The 25,189-nt window shown below is 74.1% G+C and carries 16 protein-coding genes and 4 pseudogenes; 6 read left to right on the top strand and 14 right to left on the bottom strand.

The window, feature by feature from the left end; genetic code table 11:
- Position 1 precedes the first annotated feature (1 nt).
- From ABEB13_RS27240 to ABEB13_RS27225, 4 genes are all read left to right on the top strand, one after another.
- Positions 2 to 907, top strand: coding sequence for a glutamate ABC transporter substrate-binding protein (locus tag ABEB13_RS27240; protein ID WP_345707556.1), 906 nt, complete (start codon positions 2 to 4; stop codon positions 905 to 907).
- Positions 908 to 961: 54 nt separating this feature from the next.
- Positions 962 to 1,606, top strand: coding sequence for an amino acid ABC transporter permease (locus ABEB13_RS27235; protein ID WP_345709836.1), 645 nt, complete (start codon positions 962 to 964; stop codon positions 1,604 to 1,606).
- Positions 1,603 to 2,436 (top strand): amino acid ABC transporter permease, encoded by an 834-nt coding sequence (locus tag ABEB13_RS27230; protein ID WP_345707555.1) that lies wholly within the window; start codon positions 1,603 to 1,605, stop codon positions 2,434 to 2,436. Before ABEB13_RS27235 ends, ABEB13_RS27230 begins: the two co-directional genes overlap by 4 nt.
- A gap of 95 nt (positions 2,437 to 2,531) precedes the next feature.
- Complete coding sequence (locus ABEB13_RS27225; RefSeq protein ID WP_345707554.1) at positions 2,532 to 4,004, top strand: FAD-dependent monooxygenase; 1,473 nt, start codon at positions 2,532 to 2,534, stop codon at positions 4,002 to 4,004.
- 461 nt (positions 4,005 to 4,465) lie between these two features.
- Here the strand turns inward: ABEB13_RS27225 and rny are convergent, their stop codons facing one another.
- The 6 genes from rny to ABEB13_RS27195 form a co-directional block, all read right to left on the bottom strand.
- Positions 4,466 to 5,920, bottom strand: coding sequence for a ribonuclease Y (gene rny, locus ABEB13_RS27220; RefSeq protein WP_345707553.1), 1,455 nt, complete (start codon positions 5,918 to 5,920; stop codon positions 4,466 to 4,468).
- Between the two features lie 214 nt (positions 5,921 to 6,134).
- Positions 6,135 to 7,049, bottom strand: a complete 915-nt coding sequence (locus ABEB13_RS27215) for a regulatory protein RecX (RefSeq protein WP_345707552.1) — start codon at positions 7,047 to 7,049, stop codon at positions 6,135 to 6,137.
- Between the two features lie 7 nt (positions 7,050 to 7,056).
- On the bottom strand, positions 7,057 to 8,157 hold the full coding sequence (gene recA, locus ABEB13_RS27210) for a recombinase RecA (protein ID WP_345707551.1): 1,101 nt from the start codon (positions 8,155 to 8,157) through the stop codon (positions 7,057 to 7,059).
- Between the two features lie 159 nt (positions 8,158 to 8,316).
- Positions 8,317 to 9,627, bottom strand: coding sequence for an AI-2E family transporter (locus ABEB13_RS27205; RefSeq protein WP_425559916.1), 1,311 nt, complete (start codon positions 9,625 to 9,627; stop codon positions 8,317 to 8,319).
- Between the two features lie 60 nt (positions 9,628 to 9,687).
- Entirely contained in the window at positions 9,688 to 9,882 is a 195-nt protein-coding gene (locus tag ABEB13_RS27200; RefSeq protein WP_100888334.1) for a DUF3046 domain-containing protein, read from the bottom strand.
- Between the two features lie 51 nt (positions 9,883 to 9,933).
- Positions 9,934 to 11,433: a S8 family peptidase gene (locus tag ABEB13_RS27195; RefSeq protein ID WP_345707550.1), complete on the bottom strand. Its 1,500-nt coding sequence runs from the start codon at positions 11,431 to 11,433 to the stop codon at positions 9,934 to 9,936.
- Between the two features lie 163 nt (positions 11,434 to 11,596).
- On the opposite strand from ABEB13_RS27195, the pseudogene ABEB13_RS27190 reads away from it, so the two are divergent.
- Positions 11,597 to 16,263: pseudogene (locus ABEB13_RS27190) on the top strand (ATP-dependent helicase).
- Between the two features lie 305 nt (positions 16,264 to 16,568).
- A complete protein-coding gene (locus ABEB13_RS27185) occupies positions 16,569 to 16,898 on the top strand; it encodes a DUF4190 domain-containing protein (RefSeq protein WP_345707549.1) in 330 nt (109 codons plus the stop codon).
- Positions 16,899 to 16,943: 45 nt separating this feature from the next.
- Here ABEB13_RS27185 and ABEB13_RS27180 read toward each other — a convergent pair whose 3' ends face one another.
- From ABEB13_RS27180 to ABEB13_RS27145, 8 genes and pseudogenes are all read right to left on the bottom strand, one after another.
- Entirely contained in the window at positions 16,944 to 17,237 is a 294-nt protein-coding gene (locus ABEB13_RS27180) for a hypothetical protein (protein ID WP_345707548.1), read from the bottom strand.
- A gap of 46 nt (positions 17,238 to 17,283) precedes the next feature.
- Positions 17,284 to 17,652, bottom strand: coding sequence for a helix-turn-helix domain-containing protein (locus ABEB13_RS27175; protein ID WP_100888339.1), 369 nt, complete (start codon positions 17,650 to 17,652; stop codon positions 17,284 to 17,286).
- Positions 17,653 to 17,923: 271 nt separating this feature from the next.
- A pseudogene (locus ABEB13_RS27170) lies at positions 17,924 to 18,387 on the bottom strand (CinA family protein).
- A 68-nt stretch (positions 18,388 to 18,455) separates the two neighbouring features.
- Entirely contained in the window at positions 18,456 to 19,106 is a 651-nt protein-coding gene (gene pgsA / locus ABEB13_RS27165; RefSeq protein WP_345707547.1) for a CDP-diacylglycerol--glycerol-3-phosphate 3-phosphatidyltransferase, read from the bottom strand.
- Positions 19,103 to 20,562: pseudogene (rimO, locus tag ABEB13_RS27160) on the bottom strand (30S ribosomal protein S12 methylthiotransferase RimO). Before rimO ends, pgsA begins: the two are co-directional and overlap by 4 nt.
- 73 nt (positions 20,563 to 20,635) lie before the next feature.
- Positions 20,636 to 21,511: a helix-turn-helix domain-containing protein gene (locus ABEB13_RS27155; RefSeq protein ID WP_345707546.1), complete on the bottom strand. Its 876-nt coding sequence runs from the start codon at positions 21,509 to 21,511 to the stop codon at positions 20,636 to 20,638.
- Positions 21,512 to 21,738: 227 nt separating this feature from the next.
- Positions 21,739 to 24,400 (bottom strand): annotated as a pseudogene (locus ABEB13_RS27150) (DNA translocase FtsK).
- A gap of 135 nt (positions 24,401 to 24,535) precedes the next feature.
- Positions 24,536 to 25,171: a response regulator gene (locus ABEB13_RS27145; RefSeq protein ID WP_100892593.1), complete on the bottom strand. Its 636-nt coding sequence runs from the start codon at positions 25,169 to 25,171 to the stop codon at positions 24,536 to 24,538.
- Positions 25,172 to 25,189 lie beyond the last annotated feature (18 nt).

Here is a 25,189-nt window from a genome sequence, read left to right as displayed (position 1 = left end):
CATGAGGACCCGTCGCACCATCGCCGCCGCCCTGTCGGTGCTCGCGCTGACCGCCGTCGCCGCCTGCGGCAAGGACGGCTCGCCGTCGACCGGCTCGGACGCGGCCGCCCCGAAGCTGCCGACGTACAGCGTCAACACCGCGGCCAAGCTGGACGGTTCGCCGGCGTGGACGGCGGCCAAGAAGCGCGGCAAGCTGATCATCGGCGCCAAGTCGGACCAGCCGTTCCTGGGCTTCGAGGACGTCTCCACCAACACCCGCAACGGCTTCGACATCGAGATCGCCAAGATGGTCGCCGCCGACCTCGGATTCTCGCCCGACCAGATCGAGTTCAAGACGATCGTCTCGGCGAACCGCGAGACCGAGATCGGGCACAACAACATCGACTACTACGTCGGCACCTACAGCATCAACGCCAAGCGCAAGAACGACGTCTCGTTCGCCGGCCCGTACTACATCGCCGGCCAGGACCTGCTGGTCCGCAAGGACGACACGGCGATCACCGGCCCCGAGAGCGCCGTGGGCAAGAACGTCTGCACCGTCACCGGTTCCACCTCGGTCGACCAGATCGAGAAGTACATCGGCAAGGGCAAGGCGATCCACTACGACAACTACGCCCAGTGCGTGGACCGGCTGCTCACCGGCGAGCTCGACGCGGTGACCACCGACGACGCGATCCTCAAGGGATTCGCCGCGAAGAACGCCGGCAAGCTCAAGGTGATCGGCAAGCCGTTCTCCACCGAGCAGTACGGCGTGGGTCTCGCCAAGGACGACGCGGTGCTGCGCAAGGCGATCGACGACGCGCTCAAGGCCCACGAGGACAACGGGGACTGGAAGAAGGCGTACGACGCCACCCTCGGCCTGTCCGGCTCCCCGGCGCCGGCCGTCCCGGCCCTCGAGCGCTACTGACACCGGTCCTCGTGACCAGCTGAACGACGAGAGAGGAGGGCCGCCGGCGTGGGCATGATGTTCGAGGACGACAACTTCGCGACCTTCCGCGACGGGTTCCTGACCACGGTCGAGCTGAGCGCGGTGAGTGCGCTCTTCGCGCTGCTGCTCGGCACGGTGCTGGCGGCCTTCCGGGTCTCCCCGGTACCGGCGCTGCGGGCGTTCGGGGCGGTGTGGGTGAACGTGTTCCGCAACACCCCGCTGACCCTGCTGTTCATCGCCGTGGTGTTCGCCCTGCCGCGGCTGGGCGTGCACTTCGACAGCTTCACCTTCGCGGCGATGGCGCTGAGCGCGTACACCGGCAGCTTCGTCTGCGAGGTGCTGCGCTCCGGCATCAACACGGTGCCGCTCGGCCAGGCGGAGGCGGCCCGCAGCCTCGGCCTGACCTTCGGTCAGACGCTGGGGCAGATCATCCTGCCGCAGGCCGCGCGCACCGTGCTCGGCCCGATGAGCAGCATCTTCATCGCGCTGCCGAGGAACTCGGCGATCGCCGGCGCGTTCAGCGTCTCCGAGCTCTACAACGCGCAGCAGACCCTGACCGACAAGGGGTACGCCATCCTCCCGATCTTCGCCTGGGCGGCGGTGGCGTACCTGGCGCTCAGCTTCGCCGTCCGGGGCGTGTTCCGCCTCCTGGAGTCCCAGCTGGCGGTGGTCCGATGAGCACCGCCACCCGCTCCGCGACCGTCCTCTTCGACACCCCCGGCCCGCGGGCCAGGGCGCGCTACCGGCTGTTCGGCGTCCTCTCCCTGCTGGGGATCGCCGGGCTGCTCTGGTACGCGTACGCCAGCCTCGCCGACGCGGGGCAGTTCGACGGGCAGCTCTGGGACACCTTCCAGTACAAGGCCGTCCAGCAGCGGATCCTGGACGGGGCGGTGGCCACCCTCAAGGCCTTCGCGCTGGCCGGCGTGCTGTCGATCGTGCTCGGCACGCTGCTGGCCACCGGACGGCTCTCCGACCACCGGCCCGTCCGGGCGGTCTGCACCTCGGTGATCGAGTTCTTCCGGGCGATGCCCCTGCTGATCATGATCTTCGCGCTCTACCGCGGGGCGTTCGCCTCGCAGCCGATGTGGGCCCTGGTGCTCGGCCTCACGCTGTACAACGGGGCCGTCCAGGCCGAGGTGATCCGCGCCGGGATCGCTGCGGTGCCGCGCGGGCAGGGCGAGGCCGCCTACGCCCTCGGTCTGCGCAAGACCCAGGTGATGGGCCTGATCCTCGTCCCGCAGGCGGTGCGTTCGATGCTGCCGGCCATCATCGGCCAGCTCGTGGTCACCCTGAAGGACACCTCGCTCGGCTTCGTGATCACCTACCCGGAGCTGCTGTACGCGGGCAAGGTCATCGCCTCCAATTCGCCCGGCTACCCGTACATCCCGATGATCATGGTGATCGGGCCGATCTACATCGGGCTGTGCCTGGCCCTCACCGCGCTGGCGAAGTGGCTGGAGGCGCGCAGCCGCCGCGGCGCGAACCGGCGCACACCGGTCGCTGCTTGACGGCACCCCGGGTGATCTGTTGCATTGCTGTTCGTGACACCACCCGGGACCACCCACGCGGCATATGCTGATCCTGCGCGCCCGGAGGTCCCCGCGTGGACCCGGTGATCGTGGTCGGGGCCGGGCCGGTCGGCCTGGCCCTCGCCCTCGCCCTCGCCCGGCACGAGGTGCCCAGCATCGTCCTCGACGAGGGCGCGGGAGTCTGCCCCGAGAGCCCGCGCACCGTGGTGCTCGGCGAGGACGCCGCCGCCCTGCTGGCCCGGCTCGGCTACCACCGGGCCGTCTCCGACGCCGCCACCTGGGACGCCTTCACCGTCTGGCGCCGCCGGGCCGAGGTCCTGCGCATCCCGCTGGACGGCGCACCCGTCCTGCACCTCGCCCAGCACCGCCTCCAGCGCGGCCTGCGGGACGCCGTCACCGCCACCCCGCTGATCCAGCTGGTGTCGCTCACCAAGGTCGTCGAACTGGAGCAGGACCGCGACGGGGTGAGCGTGCGCACCACCGGCTCCCGCGACGGCGCCCGCACCTGGTGGCGCGGCAGCCACCTGGTCGGCTGCGACGGCGCCCGCTCCACCGTCCGCAAGCTGCTCAAGATCCGCTTCCCCGGCCGGCCCGCCGTGGACCGGCACGCGGTCGCCACCGTCCGGGTCGACCTGCCCTTCGCGGGCGAGGCCCGGCTGCACCGCGAACCCCCGTGGCGCGGCGACCGCGAGGCCTGCGCCCGCCCGCTCCCGGACGGCCTGTGGCGCCTGGACTGGCGTCTGCCGCCCGGCCGGCCCGCCCCCACCGAACCGGTGGACCCGCACGCCACCTGGCCCGGCATCGTCACCGGCGACACCCTGCTCACCCGGGTCAAGGCCACCCTCACCGGCTGGTGCGGCGAACTCCCCGCGTACGAGCTGCTCGCCGCCGCCGACCACACCGCCCAGCAGCGCCTCGCCGCCCGCTTCCGCTCCGGACGGTGCTTCCTCGCCGGAGACGCCGCCCACCTGCACGGCGCCCTCGGCATGCAGAACCTCGCCGACGGCCTGCGCGACGCCGACAACCTCTCCTGGCGGCTCGCCCTGGCCTGGCACCTCCCCCGACCGGGAGCGCCCGTCCCGCTTCGCCCGGGGGCTCCCTGCTCGACGGCTACGAGGCCGAGCGGCGCGGCGCCGTCGGCGCCCGGCTGCGCGCCGTGGACCAGGCGATGCCGCTGCTGCGCCCGCTGCGCGGCTGGCAGCAGACCCGTCGCTCACTGCTCACCGGTTCGTTCCGCAAGCACGCGCCGCTGCTGGCCGACGGTCAGCTCGGCACCGGCCGCTTCGGCGGCGCCCCCGCCTACCCGGCGGCGCCCTCCGGCGTGCCCGGCCGGGTGCCCGTGCAGCGCGCGCCCGGCCGCGGCACCTCGCTCACCGAGAACCTGCCGGCGACCGCTCCCGGCGTCCAGGTCCCCGACCTGCCGGTGGTCACCACCGACGGCTCCGCCGACCGTCTGCGGGCCCGGCTCGGGCAGGACTTCCTGCTGCTCCTGGTCGCCCCCGGCACCGCCGTCTGGTCCTCCCGGCACTGGCTCGGGGCCGGCCTGATGCCCCGGCTCACCGAGGTCGCCGCCGCACTGCCGGTGCCGGCCGAGGTGCTGGTCACCGAGGACTACCCGGGTGCGGAACCGCACACCGTGCTGCTGATCCGCCCCGACGGCCACCTGGTCGGCGCCACCCAGGGCTGCGCGGCCGAGGACCTCCGGGCGCTCGCCGACAGCGCCCGGGGCGGCCCGGCCGAGCTCACCCCGGCCGCCGGGGACCGGACCGGACCGGCGGCCGGGTCGGGGGCCGGACCGGCGGCCGGGTCGGCGGCCGGGCCTGCGGACGGACCGGGGACGGCGGACGGACCGGTGGGAGAGCGGGGCGCGGGGCCGCGCCACGACGAGGCCCGTCGGTAGAGGCCCGTCGGTAGCAGTGCGGCCCGGCCGCCGAGGTGGGCGCCGGGGCTCCCGGACACCGACGGCGGCCGGTCGTCGTCGGCGGCCGGTCGTCGGCGGCGGCGGCCGTCAGCGGGCGAACTCGGTGGCCCGGCTCTCCCGGACGACGGTGATCCGTATCTGCCCCGGGTAGGTGAGCTCCTCGCGGACCTGGCGGGCGACGTCCCGGGCGATGGTCTGCGCCCGCAGGTCGTCGACCAGCTCGGGCTGGACCATCACCCGGACCTCGCGGCCCGCCTGCATCGCGAACACCTTGGAGACGCCGTCGTGCGCCCGGGCGATCTCCTCCAGCCGCTCCAGCCGCCGCACGTACATCTCCAGCGACTCCCGGCGCGCCCCGGGGCGGCCGCCGGAGCAGGCGTCCGCGGCCTGGGTGAGGACGGCCTCCACCGTCTTCGGCTCGATCTCGCCGTGGTGCGCCTCGATGGCGTGCACCACCTCGGAGGACTCGCCGTGCCGCCGCGCGAATTCGGCGCCGATCGCGGCGTGACTGCCCGGCAGGTCGTGGCTGAGCGCCTTGCCGATGTCGTGCAGCAGCGCCGAGCGCCGGACGAGCTCGGGGTCGACCCCCAGCTCGGCGGCCATCATGCCGGCGATGTGGGCCGACTCGACGAGGTGCGCCAGCACGTTCTGCCCGTAGGAGGTGCGGTAGCGCAGGGTGCCGAGGGTCCGCAGGAGTTCCGGCTCCATGGTGTCGATCTGCACGGCCAGCAGGGCGTCCTCACCGGCCCGGACGCAGAGCCGCTCGACCTCGGCCCGGCTCCGCTCGTGGACTTCCTCGATCCGCAGCGGGTTGATCCGGCCGTCGGCGGTCAGGGCGTCGAGGGTGAGCCGGGCCGCCTCGCGGCGGACCGGGTCGAAGCACGACAGCTGCACCAGCTCGGGGGTGTCGTCGACGATCAGGTTCACCCCGGTGACCGCCTCGAAGGCACGGATGTTGCGGCCCTCGCGGCCGATCACCCGGCCCTTCATGTCCTCGCTGGGCAGCCGGAACGACGTCACGACGGTCTCCGCGGTGTGCTCGGCGGCCATCCGCTGGATCGAACCGGCGATGATCTCCCGGGCCCGCTGGTCGCCCTCGGACTTCGCCCTGCGCTCGATCTCCCGGACGGTGACGGCGGCCTCGCGGCGCGCCTCCGCCTCGACGGCACGGGTGAGCTCGTCCCGGGCGCGGGCCTCGGTCAGCCCGGCGGCCCGCTCCAGGGCCCGTCGCCGCTCCGACTCCAGCTCGTCGAGGGCGGCCCGGCTCCCTTCGAGCTCGGCGGCGCGGCGGTCGAGCTCGTCCTCCTGGGCGCGCAGCCGGCGCAGCTCCTCGGTGAGGCGCTCCTCGCGGCGGTCGAGTTCGGTGCGCAGCCGGGCGGCCTGGGTCTCGGCCCAGGTGCGGGCCCGCTCGGCCTCGCCGACGGCGCGCCGCTGGGCGGCCTGGAGCCGACGGATCATCAGCCAGGTGAGTGCCAGGACGAGGCCGAGCACGCCCGTGAGCATCAGGGAGGCCACCGATCCGGTGCCCATTGCGATCCTCATCGGCCCACTCCCCGTCCCTGCGCGCTGTCCTGATGCGGCGGTGAGGGAGCTGCCGGGGGCGAGGGTGGTACGCCGTACGGAACGACTCCGACCGATCATGCACACGACTGCCCGTGGCGCGATCGGAGTGATCCCTCACTTCTTGTGAGGCTAGGCGCAGGTTACGAAACGGTCAAGATGCGATCGAGAGTTGATGCCGATGACTGATGATCTGTCACCAGTCCTCGCCAAAGCCTTCACCCTCCTCCCCCAGGGTGTCCTCCTCGCCCATTGCCTCGCGGACGACGCGGAAGGCCAGGCCCTCGGCGTAGCCGCGCCGGGCGAGCATCGCGACCAGGCGGCGGATCCGCACCTGCGGCTCCAGCCCGCGGGTGGCCGGCAGCCGCCGGTCCACCAGGACGCGGGCGGAGGCGGCCTCGTCCTCCGGGTCGACCCGGGTGAGGGCGGCCTCGACGAGTTCGCCGGAGACCCCGCGGTTGCGCAGCTCGCGGCCGAGCGCGCGGCGGGCGAGGCCGCGCTGGGCGTGCCGGGCGTCGACCCAGGCCTCGGCGAAGGCGCCGTCGTCGATCAGGCCGACCTCTTCGAAGCGGTCGAGCACCCCGGTGGCGACGTCGTCGGGGATCTCCCGTTTGCGCAGGGCGTCGGCGAGCTGCCGCCGGGTGCGCGGGGTGCCGGTGAGCAGGCGCAGGCAGATGTCACGGGCCCGGCTCTCCGGGTCGGTGTCCTGGGCTGCCCGGGCGCCGCGGCCGGAACGGGCCGTCGCGGTGGACGCCTCGGGCGGCCCGTCGCCGTCGGCCGGGCGGCGGCCGCGGCGGCGCCCGGCCGGGCGGGCGGGTGCCGGCCCGTCACCGGCCGGGCCGGCGGACGGGTCGGCGGCCGACCCGGTGTGCGGGTCGGCCTCGGGCGCGAGGGCCGTGCGCCGGCGGCGCCGGCCACCGGCGAGCTCGGCGGCGGTGCGCAGCCCGGGGACGTCGGTCAGCGCCGGGGCACCGGCCGCGCCCTCGGTCGACGCGTCGTCGCGTGGCCTGTCCTCGGGCAGCGCGGCGGCGGCGAACCAGTCGGGAGGGCCGCTGTCGTCGGACCCGGCTGCCGCGACGGCCGGGCCCGACGGGCGGGCGGGATCGTGCATGGCGGACTCAGGCCTTGGCGGCTGCTGCCGTCTTCTTGGCGGCGGCCGTCTTGGCGGGCGCCACCGGGGCCTCGGCGGCGGGGGCCGCGGGAGCCGCGGCGTCGCCCTCCTGCTTGGGGCCGATGCCGAGCTTGGTCTTGATCTTCTTCTCGATCTCGTCGGCGAGCTGGGGGTTGTCCCGCAGGAAGTTCCGCGCGTTCTCCTTGCCCTGGCCCAGCTGGTCGCCCTCGTAGGTGTACCAGGCGCCGGACTTGCGGATGAAGCCGTGCTCGACGCCCATGTCGATCAGGCCGCCCTCGCGGCTGATGCCGACGCCGTAGAGGATGTCGAACTCGGCCTGCTTGAACGGCGCGGCGACCTTGTTCTTGACCACCTTGACGCGGGTGCGGTTACCGACCGCCTCGGTGCCGTCCTTCAGCGTCTCGATCCGGCGGATGTCCAGGCGGACGGAGGCGTAGAACTTCAGCGCACGGCCACCGGTGGTGGTCTCCGGGGAGCCGAACATCACGCCGATCTTCTCGCGGAGCTGGTTGATGAACACCGCGGTCGTGCCGGACTGGTTGAGCGCACCGGCGATCTTGCGCAGCGCCTGGCTCATCAGGCGGGCCTGGAGGCCGACGTGCGAGTCGCCCATCTCGCCCTCGATCTCGGCGCGCGGGACGAGCGCCGCGACGGAGTCGATGATCACCAGGTCGATCGCGCCGGAGCGGATCAGCATGTCGGTGATCTCCAGGGCCTGCTCACCGGTGTCCGGCTGGCTGACCAGCAGGGCGTCGGTGTCCACGCCGAGCTTCTTGGCGTACTCGGGGTCGAGGGCGTGCTCGGCGTCGACGAAGGCCACGGTGCCGCCGAGACGCTGGGCGTTGGCCGCCAGGTGCAGGGTCAGCGTGGTCTTGCCGGAGGACTCCGGGCCGTAGATCTCCACGACGCGGCCGCGCGGGATGCCGCCGACGCCCAGGGCGACGTCGAGGGCGGTGGACCCGGTGGGGATCACGTCGATCGGCTCGTTGGCCTTCTCACCGAGGCGCATCACCGAGCCCTTGCCGAACTGCCGCTCGATCTGGGCGAGTGCGGTCTCAAGGGCCTTCTCGCGGTCCGTACCTGCCATGGCTTCCACCCTCGGGTTCTGTGCTGTGCGCTTCATCGTTCTCGACGCTAGCGCGTCCCACCGACAATCGACCCGGATCGGGCGCGGCCTGTGGAAAACTCGACGCCGCCGAGTATAAGGAACATTCGTTCGATTCTGGCACGCGTCGGCCGAACAGCCCTAGGCCGGCTCGTCCACACGGCCCTGACCTGCGGGTTCGTCGGGAGATCCGCCACCGACCATGCGCCGGAGACGGAGCGCGGCCTGTCTTCTGCGCTCCCTGCGACCCCTGCGCGCCTCGCCACGGTCGATCCGCGGATCGGTGGCCACCTCGTAGCGGCGGACGTACGTCCCGACGAAGCCCTGCAGGGTCGCGGCCGCCGGGATGGCGATCAGCGCGCCCACCGCGCCGAGCAGCGCCGCCCCGGCGATCACCGATCCGAACGCCACCGCGGGGTGCACGTCCACCGTGCGGGCGGTGATCCTCGGGTGCAGCAGGTAGTTCTCGATCTGCTGGTAGACGATCACGAAGCCGAGCACCCAGACCCCGTCCACCGGTCGCACGGTCAGCGCCACCAGCACCGGCAGCGCCCCCGCGAGGTAGGTGCCGATGGTCGGGACGAACTGCGACATCACGCCGACCCAGACCGCCAGCGCTGCCGCGTACGGCAGCCCGACGACCTGGAACATCACCCAGTGCGCGAGGGCCGAGGCGAGCGCCAGCAGCGCCCGCGAGTAGAGGTAGCCGCCGGTCTTGGCCAGCGCGATCTCCCAGGCCCGCAGCACCTCGGCCTGCTTGGCGGGCGGCAGCAGCGAGCAGACCGTCCGCCGCACCCGGGGGCCGTCGGCGGTGAAGTAGAAGGTGAAGAGCCCGACCGTGAAGGCCTGGAAGAGACCGCCGATCACCGTGCTGGACAGGCCCCAGACGTTGCCGGCGGCCTGCTGGGCGTACTTCTCGACGGTGCCGGAGTCCTTCAGCACCTTCTGCTGGAGCTCGTTGAGCGAGAGGTCCTGGTGGAACGAGCGGTTGACCCAGTTGATCAGGTTCTCCAGCAGGTGCGGGAGCTCGGCGGCGATCCGGCCGACCTGGTCGACCAGCAGGGTGCCGAGCGCCGCGAGGAAGCCGACCACGGCGACCGCGACGCCGATGAAGACCAGGAAGGTGCCGACTCCGCGGCGCACCCCGCGGGCCGCCATCCGGTCCACCGCCGGCTCCATCGCCAGCGACAGGAAGAACGCCACCAGCAGCATCACGAACAGGTCGATCAGCTGGTGGAAGGCCCAGTCGGCGAGCTGGAACAGCCCCACCAGCAGCAGGGCGAGCAGCATCGCGCGCGGCACCCAGCGCGGCATCGGCTCACCCCAGAGGTGGTGCCGGCCGGGGCCGGCGGGCGGCTCCGCGGGCGTCGGGTCGGCGGTCGGCGGGCCCTCGGTCCTCGGCCCTGCGGTGCTGGTGTCCGGGTAGCTGTCCACTCGCCCAGTCTCACCCATCGAACACCGGGACCCGCCCGGCCCGCGCCGGTGCCGCCCGCCCGCCGGTCGGTCAGCCGGTCAGCGCAGCCGCGCGGCCACACCCTGGTCCTGGCAGACCACCCGCCAGACGTCCTTCGCCTCCCAGCCGCCGTCGAGCGCCTGACGGACCGTGCGCCCGCCGAGCCCGCTCATCACGTGGTCCTGCGCGAAGGACTCCGCGTACGCCTCGCCGAAATGCTCGTACATCCGTCGCCAGAACTCGGTCAGCCTCATGCGCACCAGTATCCCGCGAGGGCGTGCCGGGCCGTGTCCGCGGGCGGGCGGTCACGGCACGGAGAGCACGCCGGCGCCGTAGTACCGGCGGTCGGTGCAGCCGTCCGGGCCGAGCGGGCAGTTCGCGGCGGCCGCCTCGGTGAGGTGGTCGGTGATCCTCTCCGGCCCCCAGTCGGGGTGCTCGGCGGCGACCAGCGCGACCGCACCGGTGACGTGCGCGGCCGCCATCGAGGTGCCGGCCAGCGCGGCGTAGCGGCCGCCGGGCCAGTCCGAGACGACGGCGCCCTCCACCCCGCTGTCCGGGTCCCCGCCGGGCGCGGCGAGCGTGACGTTGCCGCCGTAGTTGGTGTACCCGGCCGGCAGGCCGCTGCGGTCGACCGCGCTGACGCTGACCACCCCGGGCAGCTCGCCCGGCAGCCGGATGCACTCGGTGCCCAGGACCCGGTCCTGGGCCGGGCCGGACGTCCGGTCGTTGGGGCTGCGCTGGTCGACCCGGGGGGCGTCGAGGTCCTGGCTGTCGTTGCCGGCCGAGGCGACGACGACCGCCCCGCGGCGCTGCGCGTAGGCGACCGCCCGGCCGACCGCCTGGGCCAGGGCGGCCTGGTCCTGGTTCTCGGGGCAGTTGTACTTCCAGGGATCGGCGAAGTAGCTGTCGTTGATCGCCCTGGCGCCGTGGTCGGCGGCCCAGAGCATCCCGCAGACGATGTTCTCCGCGTAGTACTGGCCGAGCGGTCCGAGCAGCCGGACGGCGGCGATCCGTACGCCGGGGGCGACGCCGGTGACCCCGTGGCCGTCGCGGGCGGCGCCGACGATGCCCGCCACGTGGGTGCCGTGGCCGCTCTCCGTCACCCCCTCGTCGGGCCGCCAGCTGCCGTAGCGGGCGTCCGGGCGGCCGTCCGCGCAGGAGGCCGAGGCGGTCGGGTCGACGGCTGCGCGCAGGTCGGGGTGGGTGTCGTCGACCCCGGAGTCCAGTACGGCGACCAGGACCCGGCGCAGGTCGCCGACGGCCGGCGTGCCCGTCTCGGGGGCGGGTTCCGGCGCCGCGGCGGTCCGCACCAGCGCGGCGGGGTCCGGCGGCTCGCCGGCGCCGATCATGGCGAGGTTCCAGTCGGCCTGCTCGGCGGGGTCGGAGAGCGAGGTGTCGTCGGGCCCGTCCGCGCTCTCCGCGGCGGGGCGGAAGTCGGCGCCGTTCAGTGGCCCGGGCGGGCTGGGCACGGCGGCCGTCCGGGTGGCGCCCACCGCCGCTATGCCGGGCCGGGTGCGCAGCCGCTGGGCGAAGCCGCCGGTGGCGTACGCGAGCACGGCGCCGATCTGCGGGTACTCCTGGACGACCCGGCCGCCGGCCGCCCGGGCCTGGTCGGCCGCGAGCGTGGCGCCGTGGGCGTCCTGGCTGCGGGCGAGGACGAGGTAGCTGAGGTAGACGCGGCCGGTGCCGGAGCCGAACGGAACGGCGCCGCCGAGCACCAGGGCAACCAGCAGCATCGCCAGCAGCAGCTGCAGCCACCGGCGGTGCTGCCGGGCGGTGCCGACGGCCGGGCCCGTCCGCTGCATGACGCCCTCCGCTCGCCCGGCCCCGGAGACCGGGTGGAATGTGACTGAATAATCACCATATGAGCGTTAAGTCCGAATCTGCCCGCCGGGCTGCGGCAGACGGACGGCCCGCGCAGGTCACGCGCACCGCCCGGCTGTCAGTGGCAGCGGGCACCATGGGGGCATGGCGCAGCACAGCACCGCGGACGCCCTCGACGGCTTCGCGCCGGCGACCAAGGCGTGGTTCACCGGCGCCTTCGACGCGCCCACCGCCGCACAGTCCGAGGCCTGGGCGGCCATCCGGCGACAGACCGACGTCCTGGTCGTGGCACCCACCGGCTCCGGCAAGACGCTGGCCGCGTTCCTCTCCGCGCTCGACCGGCTCAGCGCCGCACCGCCGCCCGCCGACGCCAAACGCCGCTGCCGGGTGCTCTACATCTCGCCGCTCAAGGCCCTCGCGGTCGACGTCGAGCGCAACCTGCGGGCCCCGCTGACCGGCCTGCGGCAGGCCGCCGTCCGGCTCGGCCTGCCCGAACCGGAGGTCGAGGTCGGCATCCGCTCCGGCGACACCCCCGCCGCCGAGCGCCGACGCTTCGCCACCCGCCCGCCGGACATCCTGATCACCACCCCCGAGTCGCTCTTCCTGCTGCTCACCTCGTCCGCCAGGGACGCCCTGCGCGGCATCGACACGGTGATCCTCGACGAGGTCCACGCCGTCGCCGGCACCAAGCGCGGCGCCCACCTCGCCCTCAGCCTGGAGCGCCTGGACGAGCTGCTGGACACCCCGGCCCGGCGGATCGGCCTGTCGGCGACCGTCCGCCCGGTCGAGGAGGTCGCCCGCTTCCTCAGCCCCGGCCGCGGCGCCGTCGTGGTGCAGCCGCCCGCCGCCAAGGAGTTCGACCTCTCGGTGGTCGTCCCGGTCGCCGACCTCGACGAGCTCCCGGCCGGCACCGACGACGACCCCGAACGGCTGGGGGCACCTCCCGGCCGCCAGGCCGGGGAGCCTCCATCTGGCCGCACGTCGAGGAGCGGATCGTCGACCTCGTCCAGGCCCACCGCTCGACCATCGTCTTCGCCAACTCCCGCCGGCTCGCCGAGCGCCTCTGCAACCGTCTCAACGAGATCGCGTACGAGCGCGCCACCGGCACCCCGCTGCCCGAGGCGCACAGCCCCGCGCAGCTGATGGCCGAGTCCGGCGCCGCCCGCGGCGCCCCGCCGCTGCTCGCCCGGGCCCACCACGGCTCGGTCTCCAAGGAGCAGCGCGCCCAGGTCGAGGAGGAGCTCAAGGCCGGCCGGCTGCCCGCCGTCGTCGCCACCTCCAGCCTGGAGCTGGGCATCGACATGGGCGCCGTCGAGCTGGTCGTCCAGGTCGAGTCACCGCCGTCGGTCGCCTCCGGCCTGCAGCGCGTCGGCCGGGCCGGCCACCAGGTCGGCGCGGTCTCCACCGGCGTGTTCTTCCCGAAGTACCGCGGCGACCTGGTGCAGTCCGCCGTGGTCACCGAGCGGATGCGCTCCGGCCGGATCGAGGCGCTGCGGATCCCCCGCAACCCGCTGGACGTCCTCGCCCAGCAACTGGTCGCCATGACCGCGCTCGACACCTGGCAGGTCGACGACCTGCTCGCCGTCGTCCGCCGCGCCGCACCGTTCGCGACCCTGCCGCAGTCCGCGTTCGACGCCGTCCTCGACATGCTCGCCGGGCGGTACCCGTCCGACGCCTTCGCCGAGCTGCGCCCCCGCCTGGTCTGGGACCGCGTCGCCGGGACGGTGACCGGCAGGCCCGGCGCCCAGCGGCTCGCCGTCACCTCCGGCGGCACCATCCCCGACCGCGGCCTGTTCGGCGTCTTCATCGCCGGCACCGACCCGAAGAAGGTCGGCGGCCGGGTCGGAGAGCTGGACGAGGAGATGGTCTACGAGTCCCGGGTCGGCGACGTCTTCACCCTGGGCACCACCTCCTGGCGGATCGAGGAGATCACCCACGACAAGGTGCTGGTCACCCCGGCGCCGGGCGTCCCCGGCCGGCTGCCGTTCTGGAAGGGCGACACCCTCGGCCGCCCGATCGAGCTCGGCCGGGCCCTCGGCGCCTTCGTCCGCGAACTCGGCGCCCTGGAGCCGGAGCAGGCCACCGAACGGCTCAAGGCGGCCGGGCTCGACGACTGGGCCGCCGGCAACCTGCTCGCCTACCTCGCCGAGCAGCGCACCGCCTGCGGCCACCTGCCCGACGACCGCACCATCGTGGTCGAGCGCTTCCGCGACGAGCTCGGCGACTGGCGGATCGTCGTGCACTCCCCTTCGGCGCCCAGGTGCACGCCCCCTGGGCGCTCGCCATCGGCGCCCGGCTGCGCGAGAAGCACGGCCTGGACCCGCAGGTCATGCACGCCGACGACGGCATCGTGCTCCGGCTGCCCGACGCGGACCTGCTCGACTTCCCCTCCTCGACCGGCCGCCCGCCGACGAGGCCCCGGTCGGCGCCGACGCCGCGCTCTTCGACTCCGGCGAGATCGAACAGCTGGTCACCGACCAGGTCGGCGGCTCCGCGCTGTTCGCCTCCCGCTTCCGCGAGTGCGCCGGCCGCGCCCTGCTGCTGCCCCGGCGCAGCCCCGGCCGCCGCACCCCGCTCTGGCAGCAGCGCCAGCGCGCCTCCCAGCTGCTGGAGGTCGCCTCGGAGTACGGCTCCTTCCCGATCGTCCTGGAGGCCGTCCGCGAGTGCCTCCAGGACGTCTTCGACGTGCCCGGTCTGGTCGAGCTGATGGGCGATCTGGAGTCCCGCGCCGTCCGGCTGGTCGAGGTCACCACCGCCGAGCCGTCCCCGTTCGCCCGCTCGCTGCTGTTCGGGTACGTCGCCCAGTTCCTCTACGAGGGCGACTCCCCGCTCGCCGAGCGCCGCGCCGCCGCCCTCTCGCTGGACTCCCGGCTGCTGTCCGAGCTGCTCGGCCAGGCCGAGCTGCGCGAGCTGCTCGACCCGCAGGTCCTCGCCGAGCTGGAGGCCGAACTCCAGCGGCTCACCCCCGAGCGCAGGATCAAGGACGCCGAGGGCGTCGCCGACGCCCTGCGCCTGCTCGGCCCGCTCACCGAGGCCGAACTCTCGGCCCGCGGCGCCGAGCCGCTCTGGGCCCTGGAGCTGGAGGCCGCCCGCCGGGCGATCCGGGTCCGGATCGGCGGCGAGCAGCGCTGGGCCGCCATCGAGGACGCCGGACGGCTGCGGGACGCCCTCGGCACCCCCTGCCGGTGGGCGTCCCGGAGGCCTTCACCGAGCCGGTCAAGGACCCGCTGGGCGACCTGCTGGCCCGCTACGCCCGCACCCACGGCCCGTTCATCGCGGCCGAGGCCGCCGGCCGGTTCGGCCTGGGCACCGCCGTCGTCGTCGGCACCCTGCACCGGCTGACCGCGGGCGGGCGCCTGGTCCAGGGCGAGTTCCGGCCCGTCGAGGGCCACACCGCCACCGTCGAATGGTGCGACGCCGAGGTGCTGCGACGGCTGCGCCGCCGCTCGCTGGCCGCACTGCGCCAGGAGGTCGAGCCCGTCCCACCGCGCACCCTGGCGGCCTTCCTGCCGCAGTGGCAGCACCTGGCCGGGCACCGGCTGCGCGGCGTGGACGGCCTGTACCGGGTCGTCGAGCAGCTCCAGGGCACCGCCCTGCCCGCGTCCGCCCTGGAGAAGCTGATCCTCCCGGCCCGGCTCTCCGACTACTCCCCCGAGCACCTCAACGAGCTGATGGTGGCCGGCGAGATCGGCTGGGCGGGCGCCGGCGCCCTGCCCGGCAAGGACGGCTGGATCAGCCTCCACCTCGCGGAGAACGCCCACCTGCTGCGCCCCGAGCCCGTCGCGCCGGCCCTCACCCCCGTCCACACCGAGCTGCTGGCGGCCCTCGCGGGCGGCTACGGCCTGCTCTACCGCCAGCTCGCCGACCGGCTGCCGGACACCGCCGACAGCGCGCTCACCGAGGCCCTGTGGGACCTCGTCTGGGCCGGGTACGTCACCAACGACTCGCTGGCCCCGCTGCGGGCCCTGCTGGGCTCCGGACGGACGGCCGGAGCGACGGCCCACCGGGCGCCCCGGGCGACGCCGCGCGGCCGGATCGGCGGCGCCGGCCGGGCCTACGGCGCCCGGCGGCCCGCACCGCCGACCGTGGCCGGGCGCTGGTCGCTGCTGCCGGAGCCCGCGGCAGAGCCGACGGCCCGCGCGGCCGCCCAGGCGCAGACCCTGCTGGACCGGCACGGCCTGCTGACCAGGGGGACAGTCGCGGCCGAACGCGTCCCCGGCGGCTTCGCCGGGGTGTACCGGGTGCTGTCCGCCTTCGAGGAGCGCGGCCGGGCCCGCCGCGGGTACTTCGTGGAGGGCCTGGGCGGCGCACAGTTCGCGATGGACGGCGCGGCCGACCGGCTGCGCTCGGTGAACGGCCGGCTGGAGCGGGCGGGCGCCCAGGGCTGGGCAGCCGGCGCCCCCGACGGCCGGGGCGCCGAGCAGCCGGAGGCGCTGGTGCTGGCGGCGGCCGACCCGGCCAACGCGTACGGCGCGGCGCTGCCCTGGCCGGAGCCGCCCGCCGCCGAGGACGCCAAGGGCACCGCCCACCGCCCCGGGCGCAAGGCCGGCGCGCTGGTGGTCCTGGTCGACGGTGAACTGGTGCTGTACGTGGAGCGCGGCGGCAAGTCCCTGCTGTCCTGGGCGGGGGACGCGGCCGTGCTGGAGCCGGCCGTGCGGGCCCTGGCGCAGGCCGTCCGGGCCGGGGCGCTGGGCAGTGTGACGGTGGAGCGGGCCAACGGCGAGGCCGCCCTGACCTCGCCGCTCGGCCAGGCCCTGGAGGCGGTCGGCTTCACCCCGACCCCGCGCGGCTACCGCCTGCGGGCGTCCTAGGGCCTCTCTTCCGGATCTTGTCGGGCGCACGACGCCGGGCATCCGCCCCCAGCCTTCGGCCGGGAGGTACCCCCACCTGGACGCGCGCCCGAATCGCCCAAGTACGGCCCAGTACGAGGACGATCCGGGCGCACGCCCAGCCGGGCGCGAATTGGGGGTACCTCCCGGCCGGAGGCTGGGGGAGCCGCGCGCTGATCCGACAACATCCGAAAGAGAGGCCCCAGTTCGTGAGTGTCCGCCGGGGCTTACGGGCGGGGCCGGATCGACCTATGATCACGAACGCCCCGATCCGAACGGAAGGCACCATGCCCGACTCTCCCAGCCCCGGGTCCACCGCCTCGCAGCAGGCCCCGCAGACCGTCCCGCGCGGGGCCGGTGGGCTGCCGGCCTACCCGCGGCAGACGGCAGCGGGCTACTACGGGCCCCGGCACTCCGGACCGAACGGCAACGCCGTCTGGTCGTTCGTTCTGGGACTGGCCGGTGCGATCCCGGGCGGGCTGGTGTTCGGGGGCATCGCGCTGAGCCAGATCCGGGACACCGGCCAGAGCGGCACGTGGCTCGCCGTCAGCGGGATGGTGCTGTCCGTCCTGTGGATCCCGGTCGTGGTCGTGGCCCTGATGGGCTGGAAGGTGTGAGGTCGTCCGCACGGACAGGCGGGCGTCGGGGCCGGCCGCGAACGTCTACTCCTGCGGTACCGGCTCGCGGGCCGGGCGCTCGGCCGGACGGGGGCGGCGGGCCGGGCCGGTGCGGCCGCGGTCGCTGTGGACGGGGACGAGCCCCAGGCCCCACCAGCCGGCCGCCAGCATGCCGAGGGTCGCGCCCTCACCGACCGGGCCGGGGCCTATCAGCCAGTCGGCGAGCACCGGGAGTCCGATCGCGGACACCAGTACGGCCGGCACGAGCCACCTGGTGAGGTGGCGTCGCCCGGCCGTACGGAAGCGCATCGCCGTTCGCGAGATTCCGCCTGCACGCACCGCGGCCTCCTTCTCCCGTCTCCCCGGCGGGGAGGGCGAGGTCCGGTCAGGCCGCGACCACGTCCATGGCGGAAGCCTTGGGCACGGATCCGGCCCGGTCGACCCCGGGAGCCGGCAGCGGCACCGGTTCGAGAACCGGCCTCAGCAGATCACCCTCCGAGAGGGTGGCCATCGCCGCAAGTTCGGCGAGCGACAGCTCGTCGCTGACCTCGCGCATGACCTCGGACATCCGGACGTCGAGGGCGTCGCAGATGGCGGCGAGCAGCTCGGAGGACGCCTCCTTCTGCCCGCGCTCCACCTCGGAGAGGTACCCGAGCGAAACCCTGGCGGCCGCCGACACCTCGCGGAGTGTGCGGCCCTGGCGCTGGCGCTGCCGACGCAGCACATCGCCCAGCAGGCGACGGAGCAGGATCATCGGTGCCTCCCTCCTCGGACTGCGGATCGAGATGTCACGACCCCACCGTACCGCCTCGTCCGCATCGCGTGCGGGGACCGTGGTCGTGTTCACTCTGGGCTGCAAGGCTGTCCCCTCCCGTTCTGTGCCCCGCCCGGGGCCCGGTGCCTGCGATCCGGATGCGCTGCCGCGTCCTGCGAAGCGGCCCGCTGATTGAGTTCTGCCCGCCCGGGGCCTGTCGACTAACACGATCCTCCAGCTCGGGCGGCCGGTTCAGTGATTTCAGGAAAGCTCAGCGCGGCCGGCTCGGACTCGCTAGGCGGTCGAGCAGCAGTTCCAGCGCCACCGTGACCGTCGTGCCACGGATTCTGGCACGTTGCCCCGACAACACCGGGGAGACCACCTGTGTTCCCCGGGGCCCGCGAAGCCGACGTGCACGGTGCCGACCGGCAGCCCGTCCTGCGCCTCCGGTCCGGCGACGCCGGTGGTGGCGAGCCCGTACGTCGCCCCGAGCAGCCTGCGCACGCCGTCGGCCATCTGCCGGGCCACCACCGGGTGGACGGGACCGTGCACGGCGAGCAGCCCCTCGTCCACGCCCAGCACCGAGGCCTTCAGCTCGGTGGCGTAGGCCGTCACCGAGCCGCGGAAGGTCGCGGACGCGCCGGGGACGTCCACCAGGGCGGCCGCCAGCAGGCCGCCGGTCAGCGACTCCGCCACGGCGACGGTGGCACCCTGCGCGCGCAACGCGGCATGCACCCGGTCGGCGAGTCCGGCCCCCGCGGCCCCCGCAGGCCCGGTGGGCCCGGCGGGCTGCGGCCGGTCGGTCACCGGCCGGCCCGTTCGCCGGCCCGTTCGCGGGCCAGGCCCTCGCGGCGCAGCCGCACGGCCTGGGCGACGTAGTCCAGCCCGGTGCCGACGGTCAGCAGCACCGCGGCGGCCATCACGACGGCCCGGGCGGTCGCCAGCGGGCCGGTCAGCACGAGGACGTACATGCCGACCGCGATGCCCTGGGTGAGCGTCTTCAGCTTGCCGCCGCGGCTGGCCGGGATGACGGCGTACCGGATGACCCAGAACCGCATCAGGGTGATGCCGAGCTCGCGGGCGAGGATCACCGCGGTGATCCACCAGGGCAGGTCGCCCAGGACGGACAGGCCGACCAGCGCCGCGCCCATGATCGCCTTGTCCGCGATCGGGTCGGCGATCTTGCCGAAGTCGGTGATCAGGCCCTTGCGGCGGGCCAGCTCGCCGTCGAAGACGTCGGTGATCATGGCGACGGCGAAGGAGGCCCACGCCACCGCGCGCCACTTCGGGTCGTGGCCGCCGTCGGCGAAGAGCAGCGCCACGAACACCGGCACCAGCAGCAGCCGGGCCATCGTCAGGACGTTGGCGATGTTCCAGAGGCCCGGCTCGGGGGACGGCGCGGCCCCGGGGCGGCCGGGGCGGGCCGCGGTCGGGGCGCCGGGCCCCTTGGTCACGCGTCCGCTCCTGGCACGAAGCGCTCGGTGGCCTCGGCCACCAGGTCGACGCCCTCGGTGCCGACCACGGTGGCCCGGTAGTAGCGGCCGACCTCGGCGTCGTCGGCGCCGAGCAGGGTGGTGAGGCCGTCCGTCTCGGGTGCCTGGTGGGCGGCCCGGCCCTCGACCACGCCGTCCTCGACGGACTCCACCAGCACCAGCACCTCGCTGCCGATCCGCTCCTCCGCGCGCTGCGCGGTGAGTTCCTCGGCGAGCCGGGAGAGCCGGGCCAGGCGGTCGGCGACGACGTCCTCGGGCAGCTTGCCGTCCAGGGTGGCGGCCTCGGTGCCGTCCTCGTCCGAGTAGCCGAACACGCCGATGGCGTCGAGCCGGGCGCTGCCGATGAACCGTTCCAGCTCCGCGAAGTCGGCCTCGGTCTCGCCGGGGAAGCCGACGATGAAGTTGGACCGGGCGCCGGCCTGCGGGGCCTTGGCGCGGATCCCGGCGAGCAGCTCCAGGAACTGGTCGGTGTTCCCGAACCGGCGCATCCGGCGCAGCACCGCGGGCGCGGAGTGCTGGAACGACAGGTCGAAGTACGGGACGACCTTGTCGGTGCCGGTCATCGCGTCGATCAGGCCGGGCCGCATCTCGGCCGGCTGGAGGTAGCTGACCCGGATGCGCTCGATGCCGTCGATGCCGGCGATCTCGGCGAGCAGGGTCTCCAGCAGCCGGATGTCGCCGAGGTCCTTGCCGTACGAGGTGTTGTTCTCGCTGACCAGCACCACCTCGCTGACGCCCTGCCCGGCCAGCCAGCGGGCCTCGTTCAGCACGTCGGAGGGGCGCCGGGAGATGAACGAGCCGCGGAAGGCCGGGATGGCGCAGAACGAGCAGCGGCGGTCGCAGCCGGAGGCGAGCTTGATCGAGGCGACCGGGTTGTCGTCGAGCCGCTTGCGCAGCGTCCGGGGACCGGAGGCGGGGGCCAGGCCCTCGGGCAGGTCCTCGGGGGCGCCGTGGCCGGGCAGGGCCACCTCGGCGGCGGCGGCCTGCCGCTCGACCGGGGTGAGCGGGAGCAGCTTGCGGCGGTCGCGGGGGTGTGCGCCTCGACGTGGCCGCCGGACAGGATGGTCTGCAGGCGGGAGGAGATGTCGGAGTAGTCGTCGAAGCCGAGCACGCCGTCGGCCTCGGGCAGCGCCTCGGCGAGCTCCTTGCCGTAGCGCTCGGCCATGCAGCCGACCGCGACGACGGCCTGGGTCCGGCCGTGACCCTTGAGGTCGTTGGCCTCCAGCAGGGCGTCGACGGAGTCCTTCTTGGCGGCCTCGACGAACCCGCAGGTGTTGACCACGGCGACGTCGGCGTCGGCGGCATCGTCGACGAGCTGCCAGCCGTCGGCCTCCAGTCGCCCGGCGAGTTCCTCGGAGTCCACCTCGTTGCGGGCGCATCCGAGCGTGACAAGGGCGACAGTACGGCGTTCAGGCATGACGCCAAGATTAACGCGCGGCCCCCGGTGCCGTTCGCCCCGGAGGCCGTGTGTGCCGATCGAAGGCCCCGACTCAGCCTGCCTGCGGGTCTCCCGGGGTGTACGTGACGTGCACCACCTGGCCGTCCGCACCCGCCGGACCGAGGTCCTTCCCGTTGACGTACACGTGCACGGCGCCGGCGTTGCCGAGCACCAGAGTGATCTGCTTGGCGTCGGTGAAGGTCTGGTCCTGGCCGTTCTCGAGGTTGTTGGCGAAGATCGTCTTGCCCTTGCCGTCCTTGGCGGAGACCCAGCTGGCGGCCTTCTCCGCGACCAGCTTGACGGTGACCTTGTCCGCGGGGGCCGCGGCGATCGGCGCCAGGCTCTGGGTGGGGGCCGGCAGCTGGGCGGACGGGCTCGCGCCGGACGGGCGGGCGGAGGCGAGCGGCTCGCCGGCGGTGCCGGGGGCCGGGGCCGCGGAGTTGCCGCTGACCAGGTTGAAGCCGATCAGGGCCACCACGGCGACGATGGCGACGACCATGGGCGTCGTCCAGTTCGGCCGGCGGTGGTCCTTGACCTTGATCGGTGCGGTGTCGAGCAGCTGGGCGGGGCGGCGGCCGGCCGGGGCGCCGCCGTGCGCGGCGTCGTACCGGGCGACCAGCTCGTCGCCGTCCACGCCGACGGCGCGGGCCAGCGCCCGGATGTGGCCGCGGGCGTAGAAGTCGCCCCCGCAGCGGGAGAAGTCGTCCTGCTCGATGTCGTGCACGATCGGCACCCGGACACGGGTGGACGAGCTGACCTGATCGACGGTCAACCCGGCGTCGATCCGGGCGACGGTGAGGATACGACCGATGCTGGGGAGGTCGGTGGTCAACGGCTCGGCCGTCTGCTCGGGCTGCCCCGGGGCGTTCCGGGACGTGCGGGCGGAGGGCCGGCGGTTGCCACGGTCGGGGGACTTGCCGATGGTCACTGGACGCGCCTTTCGAGCGTTGGCCACCTGCTGAGAAAACAGTCTAGGGGCGGGGGCGGAACGTTTCTCAAGCGGAATAGGCCCGAACGTGGGCGGCCGCCCGAGCCCGACTGACGGCATGTCAGTGCAGGCCGGAGGCGCAGTTCGTCCCCGCTCCGAAGGGGACGCGTCGGGTCCTCGACGCGGTTCCCTTACCTATCACATTCCACCGAACGGGTGAGAGGCGGCTACCCACGGAGTGTCAGGAGCACACCGTCCAGTTCGTCGGGCTTCACCAGGACGTCCCGCGCCTTGGACCCCTCGCTGGGGCCGACGATGCCGCGCGACTCCATCAGGTCCATCAGGCGGCCCGCCTTGGCGAAGCCGACCCGCAGCTTGCGCTGCAGCATCGACGTGGAGCCGAACTGGGTGGAGACGACCAGCTCGGCCGCCTGGATCAGCAGGTCCAGGTCGTCGCCGATCTCCTCGTCGATCTCCTTCTTCGGCCCGCCGCCGACCGTGACGTCGTCCCGGTATACCGCGGACATCTGGTCCTTGCAGTGCTGGACGACCCGGGCGATCTCCGCCTCGGTGACGAACGCCCCCTGCATCCGGACGGGCTTGGAGGCGCCCATCGGCAGGAACAGCGCGTCGCCCTTGCCGATCAGCTTCTCCGCGCCGGGCTGGTCCAGGATGACCCGGGAGTCGGCCATCGCCGAGGTGGCGAACGCCAGCCGGGACGGCACGTTCGCCTTGATCAGGCCGGTCACCACGTCCACCGAGGGCCGCTGGGTGGCCAGCACCAGGTGGATGCCGGCCGCGCGGGCCAACTGGGTGATCCGGACGACCGAGTCCTCGACGTCCCGGGGCGCGACCATCATCAGATCGGCGAGCTCGTCGACGATCACCAGCAGGTACGGGTAGGGGTCAGCTCGCGCTCGCTGCCCAGCGGCGGCTTGGCCGTCCCGGCCCGCACCGCCGCGTTGAAGTCGTCCACGTGCCGGAAGCCGAACGCCGCCAGGTCGTCGTAGCGCATGTCCATCTCGCGCACCACCCACTGGAGGGCCTCCGCGGCCTTCTTCGGGTTGGTGATGATCGGCGTGATCAGGTGCGGAATGCCCTCGTAGGCGGTCAGCTCGACGCGCTTGGGGTCCACCAGCACCATCCGCACCTCGTCCGGGGTGGACCGGACGAGGACGGAGGTGATGAGGCAGTTGATGCACGACGACTTGCCCGCGCCGGTCGCACCGGCCACCAGGACGTGCGGCATCTTCGCGAGGTTGGCCATCACGGTGTGGCCCTCGACGTCCTTGCCCATCCCGACGACCATCGGGTGGTCGTCCTCGACGGCGGTGCGCGACCGCAGCAGGTCGCCGAGGGTGACCATCTCGCGGTCCCGGTTGGGGATCTCCACGCCGACCGCGGACTTGCCCGGGATCGGCGAGATGATCCGCACGTCCGGGCTGGCCACGGCGTACGCGATGTTCTTGGCCAGTGCGGTGATCCGCTCGACCTTCACGGCGGGGCCGAGCTCGACCTCGTACCGGGTGACCGTCGGGCCCCGGGTGAAACCGGTGACCCGGGCGTCCACCTTGAACTCGGTGAACACGCCGGTGAGCTGGGCGACCACCTCGTCGTTGAGCTTGGAGCGGGCCTTCGCGGGCGCGCCGTGCTCCAGGAGCTCCAGCGGCGGCAGCGCGTAGGTGACGTCCCCGGCGAGCCGGAGCTGCTCCATCCGCACCGGCGCCGGGCCGTGGCCCTCCGGCGCGCCCTCGAGCGCGCCGCGGGCACCGCGTGGTCCTCCGGCGGCGCCGTGTGGTCCGGCACCTGGTGCAGCATGCTGGCGACCGCGGGGGAGCCCGGAACGCCGTACAGCAGCGCGCCGTCCAGGTCGGCGGCGACCCCGGCGGCAAGGTCCCGGGTCTGGTACGGGTCCTTGGCGAACATGTCGGGCCCGGCCTGGGCGGGCTCGGGCGCGTCGGCCTTCGGCCGGCGGCGGCGCCGACGGCCCTGGGCGGGCTCCTCCTCGGAGCCGCCCTCGATGGTGAACGGCAGGGCGTCCGGGTCGGCGTCCTCCGGCGGCTCGGTGGACAGCTCCCGGGACACGCCGGGCGGCAGGTCGCCGGCCGCGCCGGCCGGAGCCGGTTCGACCACACCGAGGCGCACGCCCACCTGGCGCAGCCGCTCGGGGATCCGGTTGACCGGGGTGGCGGTGACCACCAGCAGGCCGAAGAAGGCGAGCAGGAGCAGCAGCGGCACCGCGAGCGGCGGCCCGGCGGCGGCCATCATCGGAGTGGAGGCGGCCCAGCCGACGATGCCGCCGGCCGCCCGTATCCGGCTCGCCCCGCTGGACATGACGGGCGCTCCGCAGCCGATGTGGACCAGCCCGAGGACACCGACCACCAGCGCGGAGAGGCCGATCACGATCCGGCCGTTGGCCTCCGGCAGCTCGGGGTGGCGCATCAGCCGGAAGGCCACCGCGCCGAGGAGGAGCGGGACGAGCACGTCGAGCCGGCCGAACAGTCCGGCCACCACGTTGGTCGCGACCTCGCCCAGCCAGCCCTGCGGGCTGAACCAGGTGCCGGCCGCGGTGACCAGGGCCAGTGCCAGCAGCAGCAGGCCGACGCCGTCCTTGCGGTGCGCCGGGTCGAGGTTCTTCGCCCCGGTGCCGAAGCCGCGGAACACCGCGCCGATGGAGTGCGCGACACCGAGCCAGACCGCCCTGACGGCCCGGAAGAGTATCGGCCGTGGCGGGGGCGGCGGCGGGGCGGCGGTCTTCCTGGCGGGGACCCGCTTCGCCACGGTGACCTTGCGCGGGGCGGCGGGCGCGGCGGCCTTCTTGGCCGGCGCCTTCTTGGCCGGCCCGGGCTTCGAGTTGCGCGCCGCGCTGCCGGGCGTACGTGTGGCCATGGCTCAGCAGCCTACCGGCGCCCGGCACCGCTGCACATGTGACCGAGCGGCGCGGCGGGGGCGTGTCGCCGACACGCTGTCATCCGGCCCGGCGTCACCCGACCGGGTGCAGGTGACGCGTGCTCAGCGCGGTGGTCAGCCGGAACCGGGCCGCAGCGCTTCGAGGGCCCGGCGCAGGCCGGCGAGCTTGCGCTCCAGATGGGCCGCGGAGGCCGCGGCGGCCGCCTCCGGGCTGCCGTCGAGCTGCTTGGTCAGCGCCTCGGCCTGCTCCTCCACCGCCGCCAGCCGGGCCGACAGCTCGCCGATCAGCGCGCTGCCGAGGGCGGGCTGCCCGTCGGCCTCCAGCTGCAGCCGCAGCAGCGCCGCCTGCTCCTTGAGCTGGCAGTTCTTCATGTAGAGGTCGACGAAGACCGACACCTTGGCGCGCAGCACCCACGGGTCGAACGGCTTGGAGATGTAGTCCACCGCGCCGGCCGCATAGCCGCGGAAGGTGTGGTGCGGGCCGTGGTTGATCGCGGTGAGGAAGATGATCGGGATGTCCCGGGTGCGCTCGCGGCGCTTGATGTGGGCGGCCGTCTCGAAGCCGTCCATGCCGGGCATCTGGACGTCCAGCAGGATCACCGCGAAGTCGTCGGTGAGCAGCGCCTTGAGCGCCTCCTCGCCGGAGGAGGCGCGCACCAGCGTCTGGTCGAGCGCGGAGAGGATCGCCTCCAGCGCGAGCAGGTTCTCCGGCCGGTCGTCGACCAGGAGGATCTTCGCCTTCTGCACCAGGACCCGCCCTCCTACCGG

The organism is Kitasatospora paranensis, assembly GCF_039544005.1.
Taxonomy (GTDB): domain Bacteria; phylum Actinomycetota; class Actinomycetes; order Streptomycetales; family Streptomycetaceae; genus Kitasatospora; species Kitasatospora paranensis.
Note: the sequence above shows the minus strand (reverse complement) of the source record. Positions and strands in the feature narration are given on the sequence as shown.

Excerpts from the sequence above, each read along its gene's own strand:
- ABEB13_RS27235 (WP_345709836.1), top strand. The coding sequence starts at position 962 with ATGATGTTCGAGGACGACAACTTCGCGACCTTCCGCGACGGGTTCCTG.
- ABEB13_RS27200 (WP_100888334.1), bottom strand. The coding sequence starts at position 9,882 with ATGAGGCTGACCGAGTTCTGGCGACGGATGTACGAGCATTTCGGCGAG.
- ABEB13_RS27230 (WP_345707555.1), top strand. The coding sequence starts at position 1,603 with ATGAGCACCGCCACCCGCTCCGCGACCGTCCTCTTCGACACCCCCGGC.
- ABEB13_RS27195 (WP_345707550.1), bottom strand. The coding sequence starts at position 11,433 with ATGCAGCGGACGGGCCCGGCCGTCGGCACCGCCCGGCAGCACCGCCGG.
- ABEB13_RS27205 (WP_425559916.1), bottom strand. The coding sequence starts at position 9,627 with ATGGGTGAGACTGGGCGAGTGGACAGCTACCCGGACACCAGCACCGCA.
- rny (WP_345707553.1), bottom strand. The coding sequence starts at position 5,920 with ATGAGGATCGCAATGGGCACCGGATCGGTGGCCTCCCTGATGCTCACG.
- recA (WP_345707551.1), bottom strand. The coding sequence starts at position 8,157 with ATGGCAGGTACGGACCGCGAGAAGGCCCTTGAGACCGCACTCGCCCAG.
- ABEB13_RS27215 (WP_345707552.1), bottom strand. The coding sequence starts at position 7,049 with ATGCACGATCCCGCCCGCCCGTCGGGCCCGGCCGTCGCGGCAGCCGGG.
- ABEB13_RS27175 (WP_100888339.1), bottom strand. The coding sequence starts at position 17,652 with ATGATCCTGCTCCGTCGCCTGCTGGGCGATGTGCTGCGTCGGCAGCGC.
- ABEB13_RS27185 (WP_345707549.1), top strand. The coding sequence starts at position 16,569 with ATGCCCGACTCTCCCAGCCCCGGGTCCACCGCCTCGCAGCAGGCCCCG.
- ABEB13_RS27240 (WP_345707556.1), top strand. The coding sequence starts at position 2 with ATGAGGACCCGTCGCACCATCGCCGCCGCCCTGTCGGTGCTCGCGCTG.